The organism is Stenotrophomonas sp. Ps181 (assembly GCF_025697425.1).
GTDB classification, from domain to species: Bacteria; Pseudomonadota; Gammaproteobacteria; order Xanthomonadales; family Xanthomonadaceae; genus Stenotrophomonas; species Stenotrophomonas sepilia.
In genome coordinates this window covers 334,487-358,661 of the sequence record NZ_JAHWBI010000001.1, presented here as the reverse complement: position 1 = coordinate 358,661, position 24,175 = coordinate 334,487, and the positions used below count along the sequence as shown (strand labels likewise).

Sequence of the window (24,175 nt, the reverse complement as noted above, 5' to 3'; positions counted from 1 at the left end):
GGCCCGGCGTTCGCCGGGCCTTTCGCTTCACGCATCACGGGTGATCAATTACCAGATCACCACACGCTTGTCGTCGGCGCGCACCATCGCATCACCCGCCTTGCACTGGAATGCAGCGGCGAACGACGGCATGTTCGACGGCGCACCGTTGGCACGGAAGTTGGCCGGCGCGTGCGGATCGGTGTTCAGGCGCACGCGCAGCTCGCCATCGGTGAAGTTGCGGCGCCACACGGTGGCCCAGTTCATGAAGAAGCGCTGGTCCTGGCTGTGGCCATCGACGTCGACATTGGCCTTCGGGTCTTCCTTCAGCGCCATCTGCAGCGCGTCATAGGCCACGGTCAGCCCCCCCAGGTCGCCGATGTTCTCGCCCAGGGTCAACTTGCCCTTCACGTTCACGCCCGGCACCGCTTCATAGCCGTCGAACTGCGCGACCAGCTGGTCGGTACGCCCGGTGAAGGCCTTGCGGTCGGCGTCGGTCCACCAGTTGTCGAAGTTGCCGTTGGCGGCGAACTGGCTGCCGGAGTCGTCGTAGCCGTGCATCATCTCGTGGCCGATGACCGCGCCGATGCCGCCGTAGTTCAGCGCCGGATCGGCCTTGGCGTCGAAGAACGGCGCCTGCAGGATCGCCGCCGGGAACACGATCTCGTTCTTGGTGGCGTTGTAGTAGGCATTGACGGTCTGCGGGGTCATGCCCCACTCGGTCTTGTCCACCGGCTTGCCGATCTTGTCCAGCATGTAGCGGTAGTTGAACGCGCGTGCTGCCTGCATGTTGCCCAGGTAGCTGTCGCCGTTGGTCTGCAAGCCCGACCAGTCACGCCACTTGTCCGGGTAGCCGATCTTCGGGGTGAAGCTGGCCCACTTTTCCAGTGCCTTCTTCTTCGTTTCCTCGCCCATCCACGGCAGCTGCTCCAGGCGCGCCTTCAGTGCCTGCGACAGGTTCTCCACCAGGTGCTGCATGGCCACCTTCGACTCGGCCGGGAACACGGCGTCGACGTACAGCTGGCCCAGGGCTTCGCCCATGCCGCCGTTGACCGACTCCAGCACGCGCTTCCAGCGCGGCTGCATTTCCTTCTGGCCACGCAGGGTGGTGCCGTAGAAATCGAAGTTGGCCTTCTCGAACTGGCTGCTCAGGTACGGCGAGGCATCGTCGATGGTGTGGAAGCGCAGGTAGGCCTGCCAGGTGCTGGCCGGCACATCGGCGAGCATCTTGTCCATTTCACCGAAGAAGCCCGGCTGCGCCAGCGAGAACTTCTGTGCGGCCGGCACCTTCAGGGTGTCGAACAGCGCGGTCCAGCTGAAGTTCGGGGTCAGCTTGTCGGCATCTGCGGCGCTGAGCGGGTTGTAGCGCTTGGCCGGGTCACGCATTTCGATGCGCGACATCGAGGCCTTGGCCAGGCGGGTTTCGAAGGCCATCACGGCCTTGGCCTGCTCGGCGGCCTGCGCCGCGTCCACACCGGACAGGGTCAGCACCTGTGCAATGTAGGCCACGTAGGCGTCGCGGATCTTGGCCTGCGCGTCGTCGAAGTAGTAGCCCTTCTCCGGCAGGCCCAGGCCGCCCTGGCCGACGTAGGCGATGACGTTGGCCGAATCCTTGTAGTCGGCATTGGCGAACAGCGAGAACAGCACGCCCTTGCCCTCGGCCTGGCTGTCGCGCAGGTACTGGGTGATGGCAGCGGTGTCGTTCAGTGCAGTGATCTTGTCCAGCTGCGGCTGCAGCGGCGCCAGGCCGGCGGCTTCGATCTTGGCCTCGTCGTTGCCGGTCTTCCAGATGTCACCGATCTTGGCTTCCACTGAGCCGGCCTTGGCCTGGCTGGCGGCGGCCTGCTGCACCAGCGCGTGCTGCACTTCCAGCGAGCGCTCGCGCAGGATCTCGAAGCTGCCCCAGGTGGTCTGGTCGCCCGGCACCGGGTTGGCCTTCAGCCACTTGCTGTTGACGAAACCATTGAGGTCGGTACAGGCCGAAATGGCCGGATCCAGGTCGGCGCTGTTGAGCGAGATCAGCGGCGTCTTGATCTGCGACAGGTCGAAGGCCGGCTTGGCGTCGGCACTGGCCGCCGGCGCGGTTTCGTTCTTGCCACAGGCGGCCAGCGAGGCAGCGATGGCGATGGTCAGGCCCAGCGGGACCAGATTGCGGACGTTCATGAGGCTCTCCTGCGGGTAATTTCACAGGGTAGCCGGGCACGCCCACGGCAGGGACCGGCCAAAGGTCACGAGCCCGTGGAGTCGCCAACCAACTGCACGCCGGTATTCTTATCTTCCCGATCACCGGATATCGCGCCCATGGACGACGCTGCGCTGCTACTGGCCCTCGACAGCTGCGAGTATCTATTCCTGACGGGTATTGGCGAACCGGAGGCCAACTGTCTGCGGCTGGTCATCGAAGAGGGACAGGTGACAGGAGAGCCCCGCCCAGTGGACTTCGGCAATGGACGTTCGATCGAGGGCGTGCGCGCGATAGAGATAACTTCCCATTCGCAGCGGTTCGAGCTGGTTTGGAACGCCTACATCAGCTACGCCGTGCACAACGAGTCCTACCAGAGCTGGGACGACTCCGAAGCCTGGAGCGGCAACCTCTTCCGCCGTTACAGCCGTTCGAAGTTCCTCGATTATCTGGACCATGCCACCTTCGCCGATGTCAGTTACCCGGGCCCATTCACGCACTATCAGGTGATATGCCAGGACCACGTCATCGACATTGCCGCGTTGCAGCCGCCCAAGGTGCGCCGCATGGATCCCTCGTAGCTGGCTGATGCAGCCCCCATGGGTTGGCTCTACCGGGTTGCGACAGCGCCGGCCGAGCGTGGGCTCGGCTCTACAAAAGCGAAGGCCGGCTTGCGCCGGCCTTCTGCTTCTTATTTCGCCTTGCCCTGGTTGGCTACTGCTTCAGCGGCCTTGCGCGCCGCTTCCGGGTCGCCCAGGTAGCGGAACGACTGCACGGTCAGGTCATCGTTCAGTTCGAACAGCAGCGGGATGCCGGTCGGGATGTTCAGCTCGAGGATCTCCTCGCGCGAGACATTGTTGAGGTACTTGTACAGCGCGCGCAGCGAGTTGCCGTGGGCGGTGACCAGCACGGTCTTGCCGTCCTTCAGCTGCGGCGCGATGGCGTCGTGCCAGTACGGCAGCACGCGGTCCAGGGTGGTGGCCAGCGACTCGGTGCCCGGCAGCGCGTTGCGGTCCAGACCGGCGTAGCGGCGGTCATGGATCGGGTGGCCCGGATCTTCCAGGTCCATCGGCGGCGGCGGGATGTCGTACGAACGACGCCAGACCTTGACCTGCTCTTCGCCGTGCTTGGCCGCGGTCTCGGCCTTGTCCAGCCCCTGCAGGCCGCCGTAGTGGCGCTCGTTGAGGCGCCAGGACTTGGTCACCGGCAGCCAGTCCTGCTCCAGCTCGGCCAGCGCACCCTGCAGGGTGTGGATGGCACGCTTGAGCACGGAGGTGTGGGCGACGTCGAACTGCAGGCCTTCCTCGCGCATCAGGCGACCGGCGGCGGCCGCTTCCCGGCGCCCCTGCTCGGTCAGGTCGACATCGACCCAGCCGGTGAAGCGGTTGTCCAGGTTCCACTGGCTCTGGCCATGGCGCAACAGTACGAGTTTACGGGTCACTGCAGGGTCTCCAACGCGAGGAAAGGCAGGCCGCCATTGTAGCCCGGCCGCCGCTCACCGGGCCGTGGCGCCGCCCGTGCGATGCTGTGACCGATGAATACGGTGATCGATCCCGGATGTTGGGAAGGCAGCGTCTCCGCGGCACGCGCGCAGCAGCTCCAGCTGGCCGGCCGCGTGGAGCGCCAGGACCGCCTGCCACGCGACGTCCGTTGGCTGGCCGGGCTGGATGTTGGCTTTGAAGACGACGGCGCCATCACCCGCGCCGCGGCGGTACTGCTGGACGTGGAGACGCTGAAGCCCGTGGCGCAGGAGATCGCGCGCATCCCCACGGTGATGCCCTACATCCCCGGTCTGCTCAGCTTCCGCGAGCTGCCGGCACTGCTGGCCGCGCTGGCGCTGCTGCCGCGCACGCCGGACCTGGTGTTCGTCGATGGCCATGGCATCAGCCATCCGCGCCGGCTGGGCGTGGCCGCGCATCTGGGCGTGGTCACCGACCTGCCCAGCATCGGCGTGGCCAAGTCAAAGCTGGTGGGCCGGTTCGTCGAACCGGGCGCCGAGGCCGGTGCACATGCGCCGCTGCAGGATGGCGACGAACAACTGGGCTGGGTGCTGCGCAGCAAGGTGCGCTGCAAGCCGCTGTTCGTGGCCGGCGGCCATCGGGTCAGTGCCGATACCGCGCTGGACTGGGTGCAGCGCACGCTGCGCGGTTACCGGCTGCCGGAACCGACCCGGCTGGCGGATCGGCTGGCCTCGCGACGGGACGAATGACCGCACCGGGCATTCCCCGGTGCGGCTTTCATTTTCATTCAATGATGCACGTGGCCGCGATGGCCCTGCGCGTCCTCACCGTGGTCGTGGCCTTCATGGCCCTGCTGCGCGCCGCCCTTGGCCGACGCCGGTCCAGCGCAGGCTTCACCACAGTGGTCCGCTTCAATCTGCAGCGTCACGTGCTCGATGCCGAAGTCATCGTGCAGGCGCCCGCCCAGCTCACGGCGCAGCGCATCGGCGTCGGTGCCGTCGCGCATCACGATGTGCGCGGTCAGCGCCGGCGTGCTGGAGGCCAGCGCCCACACATGCAGGTCATGCACGTCCAGCACCGCAGCATGACCGGACAGGCTGTCGCGCACCCTGGCCACATCCATGCCCTTGGGCACGCCTTCCAGCAGCACGTTGATCGCCTCACGCATCAGCACGTAGGTACGCGGCAGCACCCACAGGCCGATCAGCACGGCCAGGATCGGGTCGATCGGTTTCCATCCGGTCCACTTGATCAACAATGCGCCCGCAATCACTGCCACCGAGCCGAGCATGTCGGCCCATACTTCCAGGTAGGCGCCCTTCACGTTGAGGCTCTCGCCACTGCCCGCCTGCAGCAGGCGCATCGAGATCAGGTTGATGACCAGGCCCGCAGCCGCGATCACCAGCATGCCGGAGGAGGCGATCTCCTGCGGCTGGCGGAAACGGCCGACCGCCTCCCACAGGATGTAGGCGGCGACCACGAACAGCATGGCACCGTTGATCATCGCGCCCAACGCTTCCAGCCGTGCATAGCCGTAGGTGCGGCGCGCATCCGGCGGGCGCCGGCTCAACCGTACCGCGACCAGCGCGATCATCAGCGCCAGCGCATCGGTGGCCATGTGTGCGGCGTCGGACAGCAGCGCCAGGCTGTTGGTCCAGAACGCGCCCACCACTTCGACGACGAGGAAGGTGGTGGTCAGGCCGAGTGCCCACCACAAGGGCTTCTCGTGGCGGATCTGGGACGGCAGGTGATCGTGGTCGTGGCCCATGGCAACAGCTCCTTTGCGATGCGGTGCAGGCTACGCGGTGCCGGCGGGGGAGACTATTACGCTGTTTATAACATTGCAGGCCACACGAGCCCTCGCCGGGCATGGCCCGGCGAGGGCCGCAGACCGACGACCGCCTGCGGTCAGAAGCCGAAGCGCAGGCTGGCCCAGTACGCGCGGCCCGGCTCGTTGTAGGTCGCCGCCCCGGCATCACTGCTGTTGGCCTCGCGGAACAGGCGCTTGTCGGCCAGGTTGTTCACGCCGAAGCCGAAGCTGACCGTCTCGGTCACCTTGTAGCGCGCGCTCACGCCCCAGATGTTGTACGCGCCACGATCCTGCAGCGCGATCGATGCATCGCAGCTGCCGGTGCAGCGCGGGTCGTTGTTGATGTTGGTCGTGGCCGGTTCCTGCTTGCCGTAGAAGGTGCCGGTCAGCAACACGGACAGCCTGTCGGTGGCCTGCCAGTCCAGCATGGTGTTGATCGTGTACTTCGGAATCACCGACAGCGGCTGGTGCGTGGTCTTGTTCTCGTTTTCCACCATGTAGGTGAAGTTGTTGCTCCACTTCAGGCGGTTGCCCTGCTCGCCCACCAGCGGGATCACCAGGTTGCCTTCCAGCCCCTGCACGATCGCCTTCGGCGCGTTCTCCCAGCGGAAGATGCGGCCCTTGGTGTCGGCGGTCAGCCCGATCTGGGTGTAGCCGGCCTGGATCTTGTCCTTGTAATCGTTGTGGAAGTAGGTCAACGACGCCTGCCAGCCGCTCTGCGGTGCCCACTCGATGCCCAGTTCCTTGTTCAGGCTGGTTTCCGCCTTCAGGTCCGCGTTGCCGCGCATGTAGCAACCGGCACCCAGGCTCGGCAGTGCATTCGGGCAGCCGTTGCCACGGGTGTAGTACAGATAGTCCGGATTGGACTGGTACAGGTTTGGCGCCTTGAACGCGCGGGCAATGCCGCCCTTCACCACCCAGTCGCTGCTGATGCGGAACTGCGCGTTGAGGCTGGGGCTGGTGTTGTTGCCGAACTGGCTGTGGTGGTCGAAGCGCAGGCCCGGGGTGACGATCCAGCGCTCGCCCAGGTAGATGTTGTCCTCCACGAACACCGCCGTGGTCTGCGCATCGGCCTTGCCGCGCGCACGATCGGCCGACAGCCCCGGGATGCCACCGCCGCTGCTGCTGGACTGGCTCATCGAGTACGGGTCGGTCAGGCGGCTGTCCAGGTATTCAAAGCCCAGCGTCCAGATGTTCTCGGCGCCGCCCAGCGTGGTCGGGAAGCTCACTTCGCCATCCAGCTGGTAGTTGCGCAGCCGCGAGGTCGACCAGTCGGTGCCGTTGAAGCTGCCTTCCGGGCCACCGGCCAGGCCTTCATTGATGCGCGAGTTGTTGACCGCTTCCACCGCGGCGGTCACCCGCGAGGTCACGTCGCCCCAGCGGCCGCGATGGGTGATCGCGCCGGTGTTGCGGTACATCCGGTTGGTTTCCGCTTCGCCTTCGGCCAGCGCCGCCAGGTCAACGCCGGTCGAGGTACCGGTAGTGCTGACCGCGCGGTCACCGGCGTAGATGTTGCCCTGGCGGCTGGTGCCGGCTTCGAACTCCACCACCTGGTCGGCGGTGATGTCCCAGCGCAGCAACGCGTTGACGTCGCGGTTCTTGACACCCTCGCGACCAGCCGGCGGCACCGCGTTCGGGTTGGTGGCGTACTGGCGGTTGAGGTCCAGTGAGTCGGCGTCGGTCCTGTTGAGGTTGCCGTACAGGCGGAACGACAGGGTATCGGTCATCGGCCCGCTCAGCTGCAGGCCGACGCGCTCGCTGCCGCCTTCGGCGCTGTGCTCGGGCACCAGGCCATACAGGTCGACCGCTCCGGTCAGGTCGCCGGTCGGGCGCTTGGTGATGATGTTGACCACGCCGCCGGAAGCACCGGAGCCATAGCGTGCCGCCGCAGGGCCGCGCAGCACTTCGATGCGCTCGATCATTTCCGCCGGCACCCAGTTGGTATCACCGCGGGTATTGCGCTCACCGCTGCGGCCCATGCGCACGGCATCGCGCGCACCGATGCGCTTGCCATCGACCAGGATCAGGGTGTTTTCCGGGCCCATGCCACGCAGGTCGATCTGGCGGTTGTTGCCGTACTGGCCCGAGGCGCTGTTGCCGGTGAGGTTGACGCCCGGCATGGTCCGCAGCAGTTCGGCGATGTCGTTGGCCGGTGGGCGCCTGGCGATGTCCTCGGCGGTGATGGTCGAGGTACCCAATGCCTGGCGGGCAATCTGCGAAGCGGTGACATGCACGGTATCGATATCGGTAGCGTCTGTTTCCGCATGGGCGGCCATGGCACTGCCGGCCAGCAGGGCGGCAACGGCGAGCGCCAGCGGGCGCGGCGAGAGGACAACGGCAGGAGACATGATCTGGACCTTCTGGCAGGGCAACGGGGCCTCTGGCAAAGGGCTTGAGGCAACGACGAGGGGAGGCGGAGCGTCGCTGCAGTCGCCTGCGGCCCGATCCGTGCGCGCATTCTCCCACCAATGCGAGTGATTCTCAAATGCGTTCGCTCATTGCTACCGCAGGCGTGATGTGCCCTGCGTGCCGAACGACCCTGCATCGCGCTTAAACTGGCCGGCTTACCCACCATCAACCGCACGCCACCGCGGCCGATACCCGTGGTTTGCCGTATGCAGTCAGAGATCGACGTGGAACCACCCCAACTGGACGATGCCAGCCAGCCGCTGGCCGAGGCCTGGCAGCACTGCCTGCAACAGGCCGGCCCTGCCGCCACCGCGCTGCTGCACGCCGCCGTAACCGATGCCCCGCCGGCGCTGGCCCGTCGCTTCTACGAAGTGCTGTTGCAGGACGGGCGTGCACGCCGCTTCCTGTCCCACGACCAGGTCAAGCAACGCCTGCAACCGGCCATGCAGCGCTGGCTGGTGCAGTTGCTGACCACCGATGCCGACGGCATTGCCGCCACCGTCGCCTCGCAACGGGTGATCGGCGATGTGCACGCCCGGGTCGGCATTCCGGTCGACCTGGTCACCCGCGGCGCGCGCGTACTCAAGCACGAGCTGTTCGTTCGCCTGCGCGACGACGCGCCCGACAGCGCCACCGCGTTCGCCGCCATCGATTGCCTCAGCGCGATCATGGACATCGCCATGGAAGGCATGACCCTGGCCTACACCCATGCACGCGAGCGCTCCACCCGTGCCGATGCTGCCTACCGGTTGTTCTCGCTGGTGCAGAATGTCGGTACTGAACGCGAGCGCCAGCGCGCCCTGCTGCTGGACTGGGAAAACGCGCTGCTGTACGCACTGGCCGGCCACGTGCAGGGCAGCGACAGTGCCAGCCTGGCCAGTTCCGAGTTCGGCCTGTGGTTCACCCACAAGGGCATCCCCAGCTTCGGCGAGAGCAGCGAGACCCAGCAGGTCGGGCAGTTGATGGCGCGTATCGATGATCGACTGCAACAGGCCGCCACCGACACCCCGGCGCAGCGACTGGCGGTGCTGCCGGCCATCCGCGAGGACCTGGCCGCCATCCGTACCCTGATGACGCTGCTGTTCGAGCGCATCGGCGAACTGGATGCCGGCAGCGATGCCCTGACCAACCTGCTCAACCGCCGCTTCCTGCCTACCGTGCTGCGCAGGGAGATCGAGCTGGCCACGCGCAACCGCACGCCGTTCTCGCTGCTGCTGCTCGACCTGGATCACTTCAAGGCGATCAACGATGGTCACGGCCACGACGCCGGCGACCGCGCGTTGCAGCACGTCGCCGGCCTGCTCGGCCAGCTGACCCGCGGCAGCGACTACCTGTTCCGCTACGGCGGCGAGGAGTTCGTGGTGGTGCTGGTTGCCGCCAGCGAGTCACAGGCCTCGGTGATTGCCGAGAGCCTGCGCCGGCAGATCGCGCAGTCGCCGGTTGTGCTGGCCAATGGCCAGGTGCTGGAACTGACTGCCAGCATCGGCGTGGCCGGCCATGATGGCCACCCGGACTACGAACGGTTGATGGCACGTGCCGACGCGGCGATGTACGAGGCCAAGCGCAGCGGCCGCAACCGCGTGGTAGTGGCCAGCGCGGACCTGCAGGAAGCCCCGGGACGGCGTGCACTGCAGCGATGACGACAGGACAGGTAGAGTCGACCGCTGGTCGACTATCGCGCGCAGCGCGGGATTTTTCGCACGCGGGGCGAAGAGCAGTCGACTGACAGTCGACTCTACCGACAGTCGACTCTACCGGTTCGCGGCCCAGCCGAGGCGTTGAACACCACCACCCGCCATGCTGCCCACCACAGCAGCGCCAGCAACGCGATGCCCGCCCCCAGCAGGCACACAGCGGGCCAGCCATGCCGGGCCTGCACCCAGGGCCCCGCTGCCGCACCCGCCCCACTGCCAACTGCATAGAACAGCATGTACAACGCCACCAGGCGCCCATGCTGCCCTTCCTGCGCACGCAGCAGCAGCGCCTGGTTCGATACGTGCAGTGCCTGCCCACCGAGGTCGAGCACGATCACGCCCAGCAGCAGCAACGACAGCGACTGCGGCAGGCCCAGCAGCGGCCACCACGCGACCAGCATCAGCAGCAGCGCGCCAAGACTGACCCGATCGGCAAGACCGCGGTCCATCCAGTGCCCGACCCGCGACGCCATCAATGCACCTGCCACCCCGGCCAGGCCGAGCGCACCGATGGCCGCAGTGGACCACTGCAGCGGTGGCGCCGACAGCGGCAAGGGGGCCGCCGCCCAGAACACGTTGAGTCCGGCAAACAGCAGCAACGCCAGCGGACCGCGCTCGCGCAGCGTTCGATCCCGGCGCAGCATGCCCAGCATCGAGCCCAGCAACTCGCGCCAGCGTGGAGGAACCGATGGCGCCGGCACTGCGGGCAGGCGCCGCCACAGCAGTACGGCCAGGACCGCCATCAGCGCTGCCGACAGCAGATAGACCGCTTGCCAGCCGGCAATGGCCGCCACCGTGCCGGACAGCACGCGCGCGAGCAGCAGCCCGATGAACACCCCACCCTGCACCACCCCCACCACGCGCCCGCGCTGCGCGGCCGGAGCCATCGCTGCCGTATAGGCGATCAAGCCCTGGGTCAGCGCGGTGCCCAACAGCCCGGCCAGCAGCATGCCAGACAACAGCCAACCGGCCGTGCGTGCCGCTGCCAGCCACAGCAGGGCCGCCACCAGTGCCGCCAACTGCAGCCGCAGCAGGCGCCGCCGGTCACCGCGATCGGCCAGCGGCAGCAACCCGAGCAATGCAAGCACGCTGCCGGCCTGGGTGGCAGCCAGCACCGCGCCGGCCATGGCCCGGTCCAGCGCAAAGGCGCGTGCAAGCTGATCCAGCAGCGGCTGCGCGTAGTAGACGTTGGCGACGCTGGCGCCGGCGGCAACCGCAAGCAGGACCAGCAGCGGGCGGGGAAGCGATGTGGCACCCATTATGTAGTTGCAATTTGAAACTTGATGCAGGCTATCGTCATTGGTTTTAAACTGCAACCGCATTAGGAGATAGCCAGCATGCACGCCGACAGTCCCTGTCCTGTAGCCCGCAGCGCCGACCTGCTCGGTGATCGCTGGGCACTGCTGGTGATCCGCGATGCCTTCGACGGCGTCAGCCGCTTCGGCGACTTCCAGCGCAGCCTTGGCGCCGCCCGCAACATCCTCAGCGATCGCCTGCGCAGGCTGGTCGAGGCCGGCGTCCTGCAACTGCAACCGGCCTCAGACGGCTCGGCCTATCAGGAATACGTGCTCACCGCCGCGGGACAGGCGCTGTTCCCGGTGCTGGTCGCGCTGCGCCAATGGGGTGAACGCCATCGCTTCGGTGCAGGCGAAGCTCATTCGCAGCTGATCGAATCCAGCACGCGGCGACCGCTGCCGTACATGCAGCCGCGCGGGCGCGACGGTCGGCCGCTGCAGGCCGCCGCCACCCGTGTGCGCAAGCTCAGGGACGACGGGCACAGCGCCTGACCCGCCCATTCGCGCACACCGCGCCCCGGGCGCGCCGGTTAGCATCGGATGTTTCCGCCGCCGGACACCGACGATGTCGCGCTATCGCCCTTCCCTGATGACCGCCCTGCTGCTGCCGTTGCTGGCCTGCAGCGCCGGAACCACGCAGGCCCGCGAGGCTGCCGCGCCCGCCGACCACGTGCAGGCCGATGGCCCCTATGTGTTCCGCCAGGGCGACCAGCTGCAGGCCCGATGGATCTGCGCCGACAAGGTCGAATCGCGCACGCTTGCCGCCGGGGCAACAGGGACCGATATCGCACCGCGCTGCGGCTACGAACACACCGTGCATGTGGCTGCGCCGAATGCAGCCTCGGTCTCGGTGCTGCCGGCCACACCCCGCATCGTCGCGCTGTCCGACATCCACGGCCAGTACGGGTTGCTGGTGCGCCTGCTGCGTGCCCACCACGTGATCGACGCGGAGGATCGCTGGGCGCTGGGCAAGGACACGCTGGTCATCGCCGGCGACGTGTTCGACCGCGGCCCGCAGGTGACCGAGGCGTTCTGGCTGCTCTACGGCCTGCAGCAGCAGGCGGCCGCCGCCGGTGGCGCCGTGCACTTCGTGCTCGGCAACCACGAAACCATGGTGCTGTACGACGACCTGCGCTACGTCAACCCCAAGTACCTGCGCAGCGCCCAGCTGCTGGGCCGCAGCTACCCGCAGCTGTATGGCGCCGACTCGGTGATCGGGCAGTGGCTGCGCACCCGCCCGGTGCTGCTGAAGATCGGCGATACCCTGTTCCTGCACGGCGGCATCTCGCCCGAGGCGGTGCAGCTGGCGCTGGACCCGGCACGCACCAATGCGGCCTATCAGGCCTCTCTGGGCCTGCCCAAGGCCGAAGTGAAGGCCGACCCGGCCACCGCACCGCTGTATGACGGCAAGACCAGCCCGATCTGGTACCGCGGCTATTTCGATGGCCGCCTCGACACCGCGGGTGTGCAGGCCGTGCTCGACCGCCTGCAGCTCAAGCGTATCGTGGTCGGCCATACCTCGATGCCACACGTCAGCAGCTTCCACGGCGACCGCGTGATCGCCATCGACAGCAGCATCAAGAACGGCGAGAACGGCGAACTGCTGTTCATCGAGGATGGCAAGCTCAGCCGTGGCCTGCTGGATGGCTCCCGGGTGCCGCTGGCGCTGGGTGAGCCGGGGCTGCAGGACTGAATGGAGGGACAGCGTGACGGCGCCGGGAGGTGCCGGCGCGCTCCACCTTCACCCGGTTTGCGGCTACCCTTCGGCAGCCGAGAGGCCCACCCCGCCCAGCCGGTGGGCCTGACCGTTACAGGAGCCCCCGCGCATGCGCGTTCTGATTGCTGAAGACGACCCGGACATCGCCTCGGGCCTGTGCGCCTCGCTGCGCCGGCAGGGGCACGTGGTCGACCACGTCGACAACGGTGCGCACGCCGATGCAGCACTGGGCTCGACACAGTACGCACTGCTGGTGCTGGACCTGGGGCTGCCGCAACTGGATGGCCGCGACGTGCTGCAACGACTGCGCCAGCGCGGCGATGGCCTGGCGGTGCTGGTGGTGACCGCGCGTGACGGCCTGGCCGAGCGGGTGCGCGTGCTCGACCTCGGTGCCGACGACTACCTGGTCAAGCCGTTCGCACTGGACGAATTCGAAGCCCGCGTGCGTGCACAGCTGCGGCGGGTCACCAGCAATGGCAATCCGGACCTGCGCATCGGCCGCTTGCGCCTGGACCTGGCCGGGCACCGCGTATGGATCGACGACCAATCACTTGAACTGACCGCACGCGAGTTCGGGCTGCTGTCGGCGCTGGCGGTGCGTGCAGAGCGCATCGTGTCACGCGCGCAGCTGGTGGAAGCGCTGTGCGACTGGGGCCAGGACCTGACCGACAACGGCCTGGACATCGCCCTGCACCGCCTGCGCCGCAAGCTGCAGCCGGGCGGCATGGGCATCCGCACCGTGCGTGGGCTGGGCTACATGCTGGAAGACGCACAGGACGACAGCGCCCCGTGATCAGCGGCCCCCCCAGCCTGCGACGGCGCCTGCTCGCCTTCCTGGCGTTGCCGATGCTTGGCCTGCTCACCTTCAATACGATCCTGGCCTATTACGTTGCGCTGGACTATTCCAACCGCATCCACGACCGCAACCTGATCGACGACACGCACTCGTTCGCACAGATGCTGAGCACCATGCCGGTGACCAGCGACCTGTCTCCGCAGGCGCGCTTCCTGATCGAGTACGAGCCCGACGGCCATCGCTATTTCAACGTGGACAGCAGCCGCCAGGGGACACTCAGCGGCAATGCGGATTTCAGTGCCTACGCGCCTTCGCAGGAATGCACCGGCGTGGACCCCACCCTGTACGATGGCATTCTCAACGGCCAGCCGGTGCGCATGGCCACCGTCTGCACGCGTGCGATGAACGATCCGCAGGACCAGCTGGCGGTGACGGTGGCCGAAAGCATGGCCGAACGACGCCAGCGCGCGCGCGAGATCCTGATGATCATCATCCCGCTGATGACCATGCTGGCGCTGGGCACCGCCGCGTTGGTCTGGTTCGGGGTGACCCATGGCCTGCGCATCCTGACCCCGCTGAGGACCCGCCTGGCGCAGCGCCGCGGCGAACTGGCACCGATCTCCGATGCCGACGTGCCCGAAGAGATCCAGCCGCTGATCAGCACCATCGACGATCTGTTCGCGCGCCAGGCGGAAATGATCACCCTGCAGAACCGTTTCATCGCCGACGCCGCGCACCAGCTGCGTTCGCCGTTGGCCGGCATGGCCCTGCACGTGGACCAGGCACTGGCGCATGGCGACCCGGACACGGTGCGCGAGGCACTGCAGCACATCCGCCGGCTCAACCAGCGCACCGCGCGGGTCAGCACCCAGCTGCTGGCGCTGAGCCGGGCCCAGACCGTGCCGGAGACGGTGGAGGCACTGGACCTGTGCGAACGGGTGCCGCAGTGGGTCGGTACACGCGTACCTGAAGCGATCCGCGATGGCATCGATCTGGGTTACTGCGGCAGCCCCCAGCCGCTGCGCGTGCTCGGCAACGGTGCCCAGCTGCAGGAAGCACTGGACAACCTGATCGACAATGCGCTGCGCTATGCCGGCCGCGATGCGACCGTCACCGTCGGCGTGCACGCGCTGGATGACAATGACGTCGAACTGTACGTGGAGGACAACGGGCCCGGCGTACCCGAGGACGTGATGCCGCGGCTGGGCGAGCGCTTCTTCCGCGCCCCCGGCACCATCGCCAGCGGCACCGGCCTGGGCCTGGCCATCGCCCACGAGGCGGTGGAGCACTTCGGCGGGCGCCTGAGCTTCCTCAACCGCCCCGGCGGCGGGCTCAAGGTCGCCATCACGCTGCCGCTGCTGAAGGGCCCCTGACCCGGACCGGGGCGCTGAAAGGCTGGCGAAAATCGCGGTTGCGATCCTGACCCTCCCCACTGCCGTCCCGGAGCCGCCAGGTGACCGAATCGCACGACTTCTTCCTCCCCGGTGGCCCGCAGGGCGTGCTGCTGGTCCACGGCCTGACCGGTACCCCGGCGGAAATGCGCATGCTCGGCAAGGGCCTGAACAACGCCGGCTTCACCGTACACGGCGTGCAGCTGCCCGGCCATTGCGGCACCGTCGATGACCTGCTGGCGACCACCTGGGAACAGTGGTACCAAGGCGTCGAAGATGCGGCGGCAAGCCTGCGCGGCAAGGTCGACCAGTTGTTCGCCGGGGGCCTGTCGATGGGCGCGGTGCTGGCGCTGGCGCTGGCCGCACGCCGCCCCGAGTGGGTATCCGGCGTCGGTGTGTATGGCGCCACCTTCCGCTACGACGGCTGGAACATTCCCGCCGTCGCCCGCCTGTCGTTCCTGCTGCCGTGGTTCAAGCGCTTCAACATCGGCCGCGACCGCATGTTCATGGAAGAACCGCCGTACGGCCTGCGCGACGAGCGCCTGCGTGCGCAGGTCAGCGCCGCCATGCTGTCCGGCGACAGCGCGGCGGCCGGCCTTCCGGGCAATCCCTGGCACGCGCTGGCCGAGATGCGTGCGCTGAGCAACTGGACCCGCCGCCACCTGCACCAGGTCACCGCCCCGTGCCTGGTGATGCACGCCCGCGAAGACGACGTGGCCAGCATGGGCAATGCCGAACTGGTGATGTCGCGGGTCAGTGGCCCGAAGGAACTGGTGGTACTGGAGGACAGCTACCACATGATCACGATCGACCGCGAACGCCGCGAGGTGATCCGCCGCAGCGCGCGCTTCTTCACCGGGATCGGTGAACGCAGCGGCGTCCTCAAGGCGGTGGCCTGAGATGGGGGCACTCGCCACGCTGCTGTGGCTGGCCAATGTCGTGCTCGATACCGGTGGCCAGCTCGCCTTCAAGGCCGCCGCCAGTGACCCGCAGGAGGGCGAGGGACTGCAGCGCTGGAAGCACATGCTCGGCCGCCCCTGGCTGTGGATCGGCATCGCCTGCTACGTGCTTGAGTTCGTCGCCTGGATCGCCTTCCTGTCACTGGTTCCGCTGTCCAAGGGCGTGCTGCTGGGCTCGATCAACATCGTGGCGCTGATGATCGCCGGCCGCATCCTGTTCCGCGAGAAGCTCACGCCATTGCGGGTGACCGGGATGCTGCTGGTCACAGCAGGCGTGGCGGTGGTGGGGGCCGGCTCGTGAGGCGCCTGTACGTGATCGGTTTTCCGCTGCTGATGGCCTTCGATACGCTGGCCCAGCTGTGCTTCAAGTACGCCGGCGATGCTGCGCTGCCGGTCGAGGCCAACACCGCCTGGCTGCTGCGCGTGCTGTCGCAACCCTGGGTGTACGGCGCCATCCTCGGCTACGTTGGTGCGTTCTTCACCTGGATGAGCCTGCTGCGGCATGCGCCGATCGGCCCGGCGTTCGCGGCCTCGCACCTGGAGGTCATCAGCGTACTGCTGCTCTCGGCGTGGCTGCTGAAAGAGCCTCTCACCCTGCACCACCTTGTCGGTGCGGTCCTGATCGTGGCCGGCATCGTCTGCCTCGGCCGCGCGGAAGCGGACGACCCGCACAGTCCCACCGAAAACGCCTCGTGAGCGCGTTGCGATGAGCCTGTTCGCGCGCGAACTGCCACCGACCGCCGGCCTGCCGATGCAGGCCAGCGACTTCCTTCCCGGTGGCGGTGACCTGCGCGGGATCCTGGCCAACCAGCTGGGCACACCGCCGCTGCAGCTGACCTGTTCCGGCACGCACGCGCTGCTGATCGCCCTGCGCACCCTGCGCAAGCGCGCGCCCAGGCGCGACACGGTGATCATGCCGGCCTACACCTGCCCGCTGGTGCCGATCGCGGTGCACAGCCTCGGCCTGCGCGTGCAGCTGTGCGATACCCGGCGCGGCCACTTCGACTTCGATCCCGGCCCGCTCAAACGGTTGGCCGATGCGCGTACGTTGGCCATCCTGCCGACCCACCTCGGCGGTCGCATCGCCGATGTCGAGCGGGCCTGCGACATCGCCCGCGGCGCCGGCGCCTGGGTCATCGAAGATGCCGCACAGGCGCTGGGCGCACGGGTGGGCAACAGCAGTGTCGGCCTGCGTGGCGATATCGGATTCTTCAGCCTCGCTGCCGGGAAGGGGCTGAGCCTGCACGAAGGCGGCCTGCTGGTCAGCCGCGATGACGAACTGCGCGCCGAACTGGCCGAGCATGCCGCCGAACATGTGCGCTTCAACCTGCGCTGGGAGCTGCTTCGCAGTGTGCAGCTGCTTGGCCTCGCCGCCTGCTATCGCCCCTCGCTGCTGTCGCTGGTGTACGGCAATCCGCTGCGCAGCGCACTGCAGCGTGGCGATCTGGAAGACGCGGTCGGTGACACTTTCCCGCTGGACATACCGCAGCACCGGGTCAGCCGATGGCGGCAGAACATCGGTGCCCATGCTGCACGGCGGCTGCCGGCGTTCCTGCAGGCCGGGCGCCTGCGCGCACTGCAGCTGCGCGTGCAGCTGGCACAACTGCCGGCGGTGGAGGTGGTCGATGGCCTGGCCGGTAGCGGCGGCACCTGGCCGATGCTGATGCTGCTGCTGCCCAGCCAGCGCGCGCGTGACGCCGCACTGGACACACTGTGGCCGCGCGGCCTCGGCGCCAGCCGCATGTTCATCCATGCCCTGCCCGACTACGCCTACCTGCGTGGCATCGTGCCGCAGGAGGACGTGCCCAATGCACGTGACTTCGCCGCACGCATGCTGACCCTTGGCAACAGCGCCTGGCAGACCCGTGAAGAGACGGCCGAAATACTGCAGGTCCTGGCCCGCGCCTGACCTGCACATGCATGCGTGGCCTGCGCTCCGCGCATTCATCCATGCACCTTCCTGAACGCTTTCCCAGCCCGTCAAAAGAGCCTTTCAACAGGAAAGGAACGAGAAAGGCGGCCTGCCTACATTGGGCCTACCCGGCAACGTGCCGGACGCCTTTCTCATCGACGGAACTGCCCATGCACTGGAGCATCCTGTGTGACTTCGACGGCACCATCAGCCTCGAAGATGTCATCGACTCGCTGCTGGAGAAGTACGGCCAGCCGGGCTGGCAGGACCTGGAAGACCAGTGGAAGGCAGGAAAGATCGGCTCGCGTGAATGCATGCAGGGCCAGGTGCGGCTGCTGGCACTGGATCCGGCCACGCTGGATGCGCACCTGGACCAGGTGCAGATCGATCCAGGCTTCGTCGCCTTCGTCGCTCGCGCCGAGCAGCTGGGCCTGCCACTGCGCATCGTCAGCGACGGCCTGGACTATGCGATCCATCGCATCCTCGCCAACCATGGCCTGTCGCAGCTGCCGGTGGTGGCCAACCACCTGCGCTGGTGCGGCGACCATTGGGAGCTGGAATCGCCCTACCAGGCCGAAGGCTGCCGCAGCGGCACCTGCAAGTGCACCTGCGCCGCGCAGGCACGTGCCAACGAAGCACCGCGCGTGCTGATGATCGGAGACGGCAGTTCGGATTTCTGCGTATCCGAAGACGCCGACTTCGTGTTCGCCAAGCGCCGCCTGATCACCCATTGCACCCATGCCGGCATCGACCATGCCGCCATCGACACCTTCCACGATGCAATCGCACTGCTGCCGCACTTGCTCGATGGCAGCCTGCTGCAGCCACGTCGCCTCGACGCCCGCCCGCAGCCCGCCGCACTGCCCCTGCTGCTGGCCACCGCCTGAGCACTCCCTTCCAGGCGCGCTCCCCTGTTACCCCTTTCGAACGTCCTTCACGGAACCGAACTGCATGAACATTTTTGACAAGAACGCCGACGCCGCTGCCTCCGATGCGCAGCTGCTGGCCGACGAAGCCCGCTATAGCTCCTTCGGCGACACCGTCCACTACGTCGACCCGCCGAAGATCTTCCAGCGCGGCGAAGGCAGCTACATGTTCGACGGCGCGGGCGTGCCCTACCTCGACCTGCAGATGTGGTACTCGGCCTGCAACTTCGGCTACAGCAACAAGCGCCTGAACGACGCCCTGAAAGACCAGATCGACACCCTGCCGCAGGTCGCCAGCCAGTACCTGCACCCGACCCGCGTGCAGCTGGCCAAGACCATTGCCGTGGACATGCACGAGAAGTTCGGCCTCGACGGCCGCGTGCACTTCAACGTCGGCGGCGCACAGGCCATCGAGGATTCGCTGAAGATCGTGCGCAACGCGCGCGGCGGCAAGAGCCTGATGTTCGCCTTCGAAGGCGGCTACCACGGGCGCACCCTGGGTGCCTCGTCGATCACCTCCAGCTACCGCTACCGCCGCCGCTACGGCCACTTCGGCGAGCGCGCGATGTTCATCCCGTTCCCGTACCCCTTCCGCCGCCCGAAGGGCATGACCCCGGACGAGTATTCCGACCACTGCGTGTGGCAGTTCGAACGCCTGTTCGAGAGCGAATACAACGGCGTGTGGGATCCCAAGGTCGGCCAGGCCGAGTACGCCGCGTTCTACGTCGAACCCATCCAGGGCACCGGTGGCTATGTCATCCCGCCGCGCAACTTCTTCACCGGCCTCAAGCGCGTGCTGGACAAGTACGGCATCCTGATGGTCGTCGATGAAATCCAGATGGGCTTCTGGCGCACCGGCAAGCTGTGGTCGATCGAGCACTTCGGCGTGACCCCGGACGTGCTGGTGTTCGGCAAGGCGCTGACCAACGGCCTGAACCCGCTGTCGGGCCTGTGGGCGCGCGAAGAGCTGATCAACCCGACCGTGTTCCCGCCGGGTTCCACCCACTCCACCTTCAATTCCAACCCACTGGGCACCCGCCTGGGCCTGGAAGTGCTGAAGCTGGGCAAGGAAATGGATTACGAGCGCACCGTGCCGGAAAAGGGCGCGTACTTCCTCGACGGCCTGCGCGGCCTGCAGAAGCGCCACCCGGAAATCGGCGACGTCGACGGCCTGGGCCTGGCGCTGCGTGCGGAAATCTGCCAGGCCGACGGCTACACCCCGAACAAGGAGCTGCTGGACCGCATGGTCGACATCGGCCTGGCCGGTGGCCTGCTGCACGACGGCAAGCGCATGGGGCTCGTGCTCGACGTGGGCGGCTGGTACAAGAACGTGATCACCTTCGCGCCGTCGCTGGACATCAGCTACGAAGAGATCGACCTGGCGATCACCCTGCTTGACCAGGCGCTGACCAAGGCCAAGGGCTGAGGTCGATGCGCAGCCGGTTCCCGTGCCGATGGAGATGACGTCACGTGCATCCAGCACCGCGCTGGAACCGGCCGCGCTGCTGGAGGGCTTCCTGGCCCACCCGCCGCTCGGTTTCGAGGCAGGCCGCCTTCCCAGCGGCCTGCCGACCTTCCGTGCACCACTCGACCTGACCACCACGATGGACGACGCGCTGCGCAGCAAGCTGCTCGGCCTGCCGCTGTCGCGCCTGTGGCGGCCGTGGATCACCTGGAAGACGCGCTTCGTCGGTGCCACCAGCACCGAGTACACCCCGCTGCCGGCACACGTCGCGCCGGAGGCGCTGGCCGAGGACGTGACGCGTCACGCGATCGGTGATACCCGGCTGCTGGTGGTGAAGGACCTGGCAATCGATTCACCGCTGCTGGACGACGCCGCCAACGCACACAGCGGCGCCTTCCTGCAGGGGCTGCTGGCACGCGGCTTCGTCGAACTGGAAGGCATGCCGCTGGCCTGGGTGGCGATCGATTTCGATTCGCTCGAGGACTATCTCGGCCGCCTTTCATCCTCGCGCCGCAAGAACATCCGTCGCAAGTTGCGTTCGCGCGATGACCTGCAGATCGACTGCATCGCCACCGGCAACCCGGCCCTGGCCGACCCGCAACTGCAGGCCGAACTGTACGCGCTGTACCTGGACGTATACGCGCAGAGCGCGGTGCATTTCGACCAGCTCGACCTGCCCTATTTCCAGTACCTGCTGGCCGACAGCCAGGGCCAGGGACGGATGTTCCTGTACCGCCACCAGGGCCGGCTGATCGGCTGGAACCTGTGCTACATCCACGCCGGAAAGCTGGTGGACAAGTACATCGGCCTGGCCTACCCGCAATCACGCGAGCACAACCTGTACGCGGTCAGCTGGATGCACAACCTCGAGTACGCGCTGCAGCACGGCCTGAGCCACTACGTGGCCGGCTGGACCGACTCGCGGATCAAGGCCGAGCTGGGCGCCCGCTTCACCTCCACCCGGCACGCGATCCACGCCCGCTCCCCGCTGCTGCGCGCTGCCCTGCGCAAGCTGGCCCCGTACCTGCAGGGCGAACCTGATGGAGGCGGTTGAACGATGCCATTGCGTTCCCCGCTGATCCTGGACCTGGACGGTGGCGTGCTGCCGCTGCCACAGGCGCAGACCCTGGCCCTGCCGCAGTGGCACGATCCGCTGCGCTTCGCCTGCAGCGATGCCACCCTCGACCGTTTCGCCGCTGAAGTGCTGGCACCGCTTCCGGCCCAGCTCGGAACGGTCATGCTCGGCAGTGGCGACTTCCACCACCTGAGCCTGCCACTGCTGCGCCGCATGCGCGGGCATGCCCCGTTCCAGCTGGTGGTGCTGGACAACCATCCGGACAACATGCGTTTCCCGCTCGGCATGCACTGCGGCTCGTGGGTGAACGCCGCCAGCAAGCTGCCGCAGATCTCGCACATCCATGTGCTCGGCATCACTTCCAGCGACATCGGCCTCGGTCATGCCTGGGAGAACCACTGGCGACCGCTGATGGGTGGACGCCTGACGTACTGGTGCATGGACGTGGACGTGGGCTGGGGCCATCGCGTCGGCATCGGCCACGCCTTTCGGCGATTCGAGCATCCCGAGGCGCTGGTCGCCGCGTTCGCCGCCGAGCAGGCCACGTCCCCGCAGCCGACCTACCTGTCGATCGACAAGGATGTATTCGCCGAGGACGTTGCGCGCAGCAACTGGGACCAGGGCCGCTTCCAGCTGGAACACGCACTGGTGGTTATCGAAGCACTGCGCGCCGGTGGCCTGGTCGGCAGTGACATCACCGGCGAAGTCTCGCTGGCCAACTACCAGAGCCGCTTCAAGCGCTGGCTGTCGTCGCTGGATGGCCAACCCGACATCAGCGCCGAGGACCTGCCGGTCTGGCAGGCACGGCACCAACAGGTGAACCGCGAGCTGCTGGCAGCCATGGCCGCCGTGCCGACGGCCGGTTGACTGCCTCGATCGTGCCGCCGCGGGCCGGCGTGGCTTCGGTAGTGCCGGCCGCTGGCCGGCAACCTCATCGTTCCCAGGCTCGCCGGGATGCCGGCCAGCGGCCGGCACTACACTGGGCTCCCGCCCCAGGAGCCCGCGCCATGCCCCAGACCGTCATCCCGCAACTGCGCATGCGCCACGCCGACACCACCCTGCCGTTCTACGTGCAGGGGCTGGGTTTCGTGGTCGACTGGGAACACCGCTTCGAGTCCGGCTTCCCGCTGTTCGCCCAGCTCACCCGCGATGGCCAGACGATCTTCCTCACCGAGCACAGCGGTGACTGCGAGGTCGGCGGCGCGGTGTACTTCATCGTCGACGACGTCGACAGCCTGTACCGCGCCTTCAGCGCCGCCAACGTGCCGATCGAGCAGCCACCGCATGACACCGACTGGGGCAGCCGCGAAATGCTGCTGCGCGACCCCGACGGCAACCGCCTGCGCTTTGCCACCCACGTGGACTGAACGATGCGGGCTTGAGGTGGATATACGGAACATATATGCTTCGTATATCCATTCCACCAGGACCGCCGATGGGCATCGTCAACATCGATGACACCCTGCACGACCAGCTGCGCCGTGCCTGCACCGTCTCCAGCCGTTCGATCAACGCCCAGGCCAATTTCTGGATCCGGGTTGGCATGCTGTGCGAAATGAACCCCACGCTGAGCTTCCAGGACATCGTCGCCAGCGAACTGCGCGCGGCTGGCGTGCAGCCACAGGCGCTGGCACCCGGGCGGGCCTGACGTGGCGGTGATCAAGCAGCCGCACGAAATCGCGCTGATGGCCGAATCCGGGCGCCTGCTGGCGCAGGTGTTCGCCGCGCTTGACCCGTTGCCGCTGCAGGGCCGCAGCACGATGGAGATCAACGACTTCGTCGAGCGCATGATCGTCGATGAGCTGCAGGCGCGGCCGGCCAGCAAGGGCCAGTACGGCTTCCCGTATGTGCTCAACACCTCGATCGACAACGTGGTCTGCCACGGCGTACCCAGCACCACCGACGTGCTGCGCAATGGCCAGATCGTCAACCTCGACATCACCCTGGAGAAGAACGGCTACATCGCCGACTCCAGCACCACCTACCTGGTCGGTGAGGTCGACTACGCCGCGCGCAGGCTGGTGCAGACCGCCTACCAGGCGATGTGGAAAGGCATCGCTGCGGTGCGCCCCGGCGCGCGCCTGGGCGATATCGGCCACGCCATCGCCCGCCACGCGCGCAGCCACGGCTACAGCGTGGTGAAGGAATACTGCGGCCATGGCATCGGCCAGGAAATGCACGAAGAACCGCAGATCCTGCACTACGGCCATCCCAACACCGGCAGGGTGCTGGAAGAAGGCATGGTGTTCACCATCGAGCCGATGCTCAACCAGGGCAAGCCGGCCATCCGCCAGCAGCCGGACGAATGGCCGGTCTACACCCGCGACGGCAAGCTGTCGGCGCAGTTCGAGCACACGGTGGCGGTCACCCGCAACGGTGTGCGCGTACTGACCCTGCGCCCCGGCGAAGCGCCACTGTGCGCGGTGGACGCGGCCTAGAGCGGACGCAACAGCAACAGTGTCGCCAGGCAGAACATGAAGACCGCCACGGCGGCATCCAGCACCCGCCAGGCACCTGGCCTGCGGAACACCGGCTGCAACAATCGCGCGCCATAGCCCAGCGTGCAGAACCAGGCCACGCTGGCCACGCAGGCCCCGGCGGCGAAGGCCCAGCGCAGATCGCCCGGGTAGCGCGTGGACAGGCTGCCCAGCAGCACCACGGTATCCAGGTAGACGTGCGGATTGAGCAGGGTGAAGGCCAGGCAGGTCAGCAGCACCTGGCGCGCACTGCCGGCCTGCGCCTCGGCGGCGGCCAGTACGCTACCACCGCGCCATGCGCGCAGCCCGGCCCGCAGGCCATACCAGAGCAGGAATGCCGCGCCACCGAAGCGCAGCACCTGCAGCAGCAGCGGCCACTGCAGCACCAGCGCGCCCATGCCACCGACGCCGGCCAGGATCAACGCGATGTCCGCGCCGGCGCAGGCCAGCACCACCCTGCCCACATGCCGCTGCTGCAGGCCCTGGCGCAGCACGAAGGCATTCTGCGCGCCGATGGCGATGATCAGGCCGGCACCTGCGAACAGGCCGGCGGCGGTAGCGGCGATCCACATCAGGACAGGCCAGGCAGCGAGGGGACGCGCAGGGTGCGGCCGCCGCGCCTGTTTAG

24 protein-coding genes are annotated in these 24,175 nt (G+C 67.5%); 18 read left to right on the top strand and 6 right to left on the bottom strand.

Annotated elements, in window-relative coordinates; genetic code table 11:
• Positions 1-48: 48 nt before the first annotated feature.
• Positions 49-2,142, bottom strand: a complete 2,094-nt coding sequence (locus KXV01_RS01680; RefSeq protein WP_099494561.1) for a M13 family metallopeptidase — start codon at positions 2,140-2,142, stop codon at positions 49-51.
• 138 nt (positions 2,143-2,280) lie between these two features.
• Here KXV01_RS01680 and KXV01_RS01675 point away from each other — a divergent pair, with 138 nt between their 5' ends.
• Positions 2,281-2,742, top strand: a complete 462-nt coding sequence (locus tag KXV01_RS01675) for a hypothetical protein (RefSeq protein ID WP_099494562.1) — start codon at positions 2,281-2,283, stop codon at positions 2,740-2,742.
• A gap of 110 nt (positions 2,743-2,852) precedes the next feature.
• On the opposite strand, the gene gpmA is transcribed toward KXV01_RS01675, so the two are convergent.
• Positions 2,853-3,602, bottom strand: coding sequence for a 2,3-diphosphoglycerate-dependent phosphoglycerate mutase (gpmA, locus tag KXV01_RS01670; RefSeq protein WP_099494563.1), 750 nt, complete (start codon positions 3,600-3,602; stop codon positions 2,853-2,855).
• Between the two features lie 93 nt (positions 3,603-3,695).
• Between gpmA and nfi the strand changes: the two genes are divergently transcribed.
• Entirely contained in the window at positions 3,696-4,370 is a 675-nt protein-coding gene (gene nfi / locus KXV01_RS01665) for a deoxyribonuclease V (protein ID WP_014646440.1), read from the top strand.
• A 38-nt stretch (positions 4,371-4,408) separates the two neighbouring features.
• Here nfi and KXV01_RS01660 read toward each other — a convergent pair whose 3' ends face one another.
• Positions 4,409-5,389 (bottom strand): cation diffusion facilitator family transporter, encoded by a 981-nt coding sequence (locus KXV01_RS01660; RefSeq protein ID WP_099494564.1) that lies wholly within the window; start codon positions 5,387-5,389, stop codon positions 4,409-4,411.
• 140 nt (positions 5,390-5,529) lie between these two features.
• Positions 5,530-7,779, bottom strand: coding sequence for a TonB-dependent siderophore receptor (locus tag KXV01_RS01655; RefSeq protein WP_099591087.1), 2,250 nt, complete (start codon positions 7,777-7,779; stop codon positions 5,530-5,532).
• A 285-nt stretch (positions 7,780-8,064) separates the two neighbouring features.
• On the opposite strand from KXV01_RS01655, the gene KXV01_RS01650 reads away from it, so the two are divergent.
• Positions 8,065-9,480: a diguanylate cyclase gene (locus tag KXV01_RS01650; protein ID WP_099494565.1), complete on the top strand. Its 1,416-nt coding sequence runs from the start codon at positions 8,065-8,067 to the stop codon at positions 9,478-9,480.
• A 95-nt stretch (positions 9,481-9,575) separates the two neighbouring features.
• On the opposite strand, the gene KXV01_RS01645 is transcribed toward KXV01_RS01650, so the two are convergent.
• Positions 9,576-10,856 (bottom strand): MFS transporter, encoded by a 1,281-nt coding sequence (locus KXV01_RS01645; protein ID WP_111096412.1) that lies wholly within the window; start codon positions 10,854-10,856, stop codon positions 9,576-9,578.
• A gap of 15 nt (positions 10,857-10,871) precedes the next feature.
• Here KXV01_RS01645 and KXV01_RS01640 point away from each other — a divergent pair, with 15 nt between their 5' ends.
• From KXV01_RS01640 to map, 15 genes are all read left to right on the top strand, one after another.
• A complete protein-coding gene (locus tag KXV01_RS01640; RefSeq protein ID WP_099494806.1) occupies positions 10,872-11,321 on the top strand; it encodes a helix-turn-helix domain-containing protein in 450 nt (149 codons plus the stop codon).
• Between the two features lie 73 nt (positions 11,322-11,394).
• Positions 11,395-12,522, top strand: coding sequence for a metallophosphoesterase (locus KXV01_RS01635; RefSeq protein ID WP_099494805.1), 1,128 nt, complete (start codon positions 11,395-11,397; stop codon positions 12,520-12,522).
• 133 nt (positions 12,523-12,655) lie between these two features.
• The gene (locus KXV01_RS01630; protein WP_008265770.1) at positions 12,656-13,339 is read left to right on the top strand and encodes a response regulator; all 684 of its coding nucleotides are present in this window, start codon (positions 12,656-12,658) and stop codon (positions 13,337-13,339) included.
• Positions 13,336-14,715, top strand: a complete 1,380-nt coding sequence (locus KXV01_RS01625; protein ID WP_099494804.1) for a sensor histidine kinase — start codon at positions 13,336-13,338, stop codon at positions 14,713-14,715. The genes KXV01_RS01630 and KXV01_RS01625 overlap by 4 nt, the downstream gene beginning before the upstream one ends.
• A gap of 80 nt (positions 14,716-14,795) precedes the next feature.
• Positions 14,796-15,632 (top strand): alpha/beta fold hydrolase, encoded by an 837-nt coding sequence (locus tag KXV01_RS01620; RefSeq protein ID WP_049414105.1) that lies wholly within the window; start codon positions 14,796-14,798, stop codon positions 15,630-15,632.
• Between the two features lies 1 nt (position 15,633).
• Positions 15,634-15,993 (top strand): EamA family transporter, encoded by a 360-nt coding sequence (locus tag KXV01_RS01615; RefSeq protein WP_049414108.1) that lies wholly within the window; start codon positions 15,634-15,636, stop codon positions 15,991-15,993.
• Complete coding sequence (locus tag KXV01_RS01610) at positions 15,990-16,388, top strand: DMT family transporter (protein ID WP_049414110.1); 399 nt, start codon at positions 15,990-15,992, stop codon at positions 16,386-16,388. Before KXV01_RS01615 ends, KXV01_RS01610 begins: the two co-directional genes overlap by 4 nt.
• A gap of 10 nt (positions 16,389-16,398) precedes the next feature.
• On the top strand, positions 16,399-17,601 hold the full coding sequence (locus tag KXV01_RS01605; protein WP_099494803.1) for a DegT/DnrJ/EryC1/StrS family aminotransferase: 1,203 nt from the start codon (positions 16,399-16,401) through the stop codon (positions 17,599-17,601).
• Positions 17,602-17,774: 173 nt separating this feature from the next.
• On the top strand, positions 17,775-18,491 hold the full coding sequence (locus tag KXV01_RS01600; protein WP_099494802.1) for an MtnX-like HAD-IB family phosphatase: 717 nt from the start codon (positions 17,775-17,777) through the stop codon (positions 18,489-18,491).
• Between the two features lie 64 nt (positions 18,492-18,555).
• On the top strand, positions 18,556-19,956 hold the full coding sequence (locus KXV01_RS01595) for an aminotransferase class III-fold pyridoxal phosphate-dependent enzyme (protein WP_049414116.1): 1,401 nt from the start codon (positions 18,556-18,558) through the stop codon (positions 19,954-19,956).
• Between the two features lie 28 nt (positions 19,957-19,984).
• Entirely contained in the window at positions 19,985-21,049 is a 1,065-nt protein-coding gene (locus tag KXV01_RS01590; protein ID WP_099494801.1) for a GNAT family N-acetyltransferase, read from the top strand.
• 3 nt (positions 21,050-21,052) lie between these two features.
• Positions 21,053-21,937, top strand: a complete 885-nt coding sequence (locus KXV01_RS01585; RefSeq protein WP_099494800.1) for a hypothetical protein — start codon at positions 21,053-21,055, stop codon at positions 21,935-21,937.
• Between the two features lie 140 nt (positions 21,938-22,077).
• The gene (locus tag KXV01_RS01580; RefSeq protein WP_099494799.1) at positions 22,078-22,437 is read left to right on the top strand and encodes a VOC family protein; all 360 of its coding nucleotides are present in this window, start codon (positions 22,078-22,080) and stop codon (positions 22,435-22,437) included.
• 68 nt (positions 22,438-22,505) lie between these two features.
• Positions 22,506-22,718, top strand: coding sequence for a ParD-like family protein (locus tag KXV01_RS01575; protein WP_006425741.1), 213 nt, complete (start codon positions 22,506-22,508; stop codon positions 22,716-22,718).
• A gap of 7 nt (positions 22,719-22,725) precedes the next feature.
• On the top strand, positions 22,726-23,508 hold the full coding sequence (gene map / locus KXV01_RS01570; RefSeq protein ID WP_049414149.1) for a type I methionyl aminopeptidase: 783 nt from the start codon (positions 22,726-22,728) through the stop codon (positions 23,506-23,508).
• Here map and KXV01_RS01565 read toward each other — a convergent pair.
• A complete protein-coding gene (locus KXV01_RS01565) occupies positions 23,505-24,119 on the bottom strand; it encodes a LysE/ArgO family amino acid transporter (RefSeq protein ID WP_099494798.1) in 615 nt (204 codons plus the stop codon). The two genes, map and KXV01_RS01565, sit on opposite strands and share 4 nt — an antisense overlap.
• Positions 24,120-24,175: the final 56 nt, after the last annotated feature.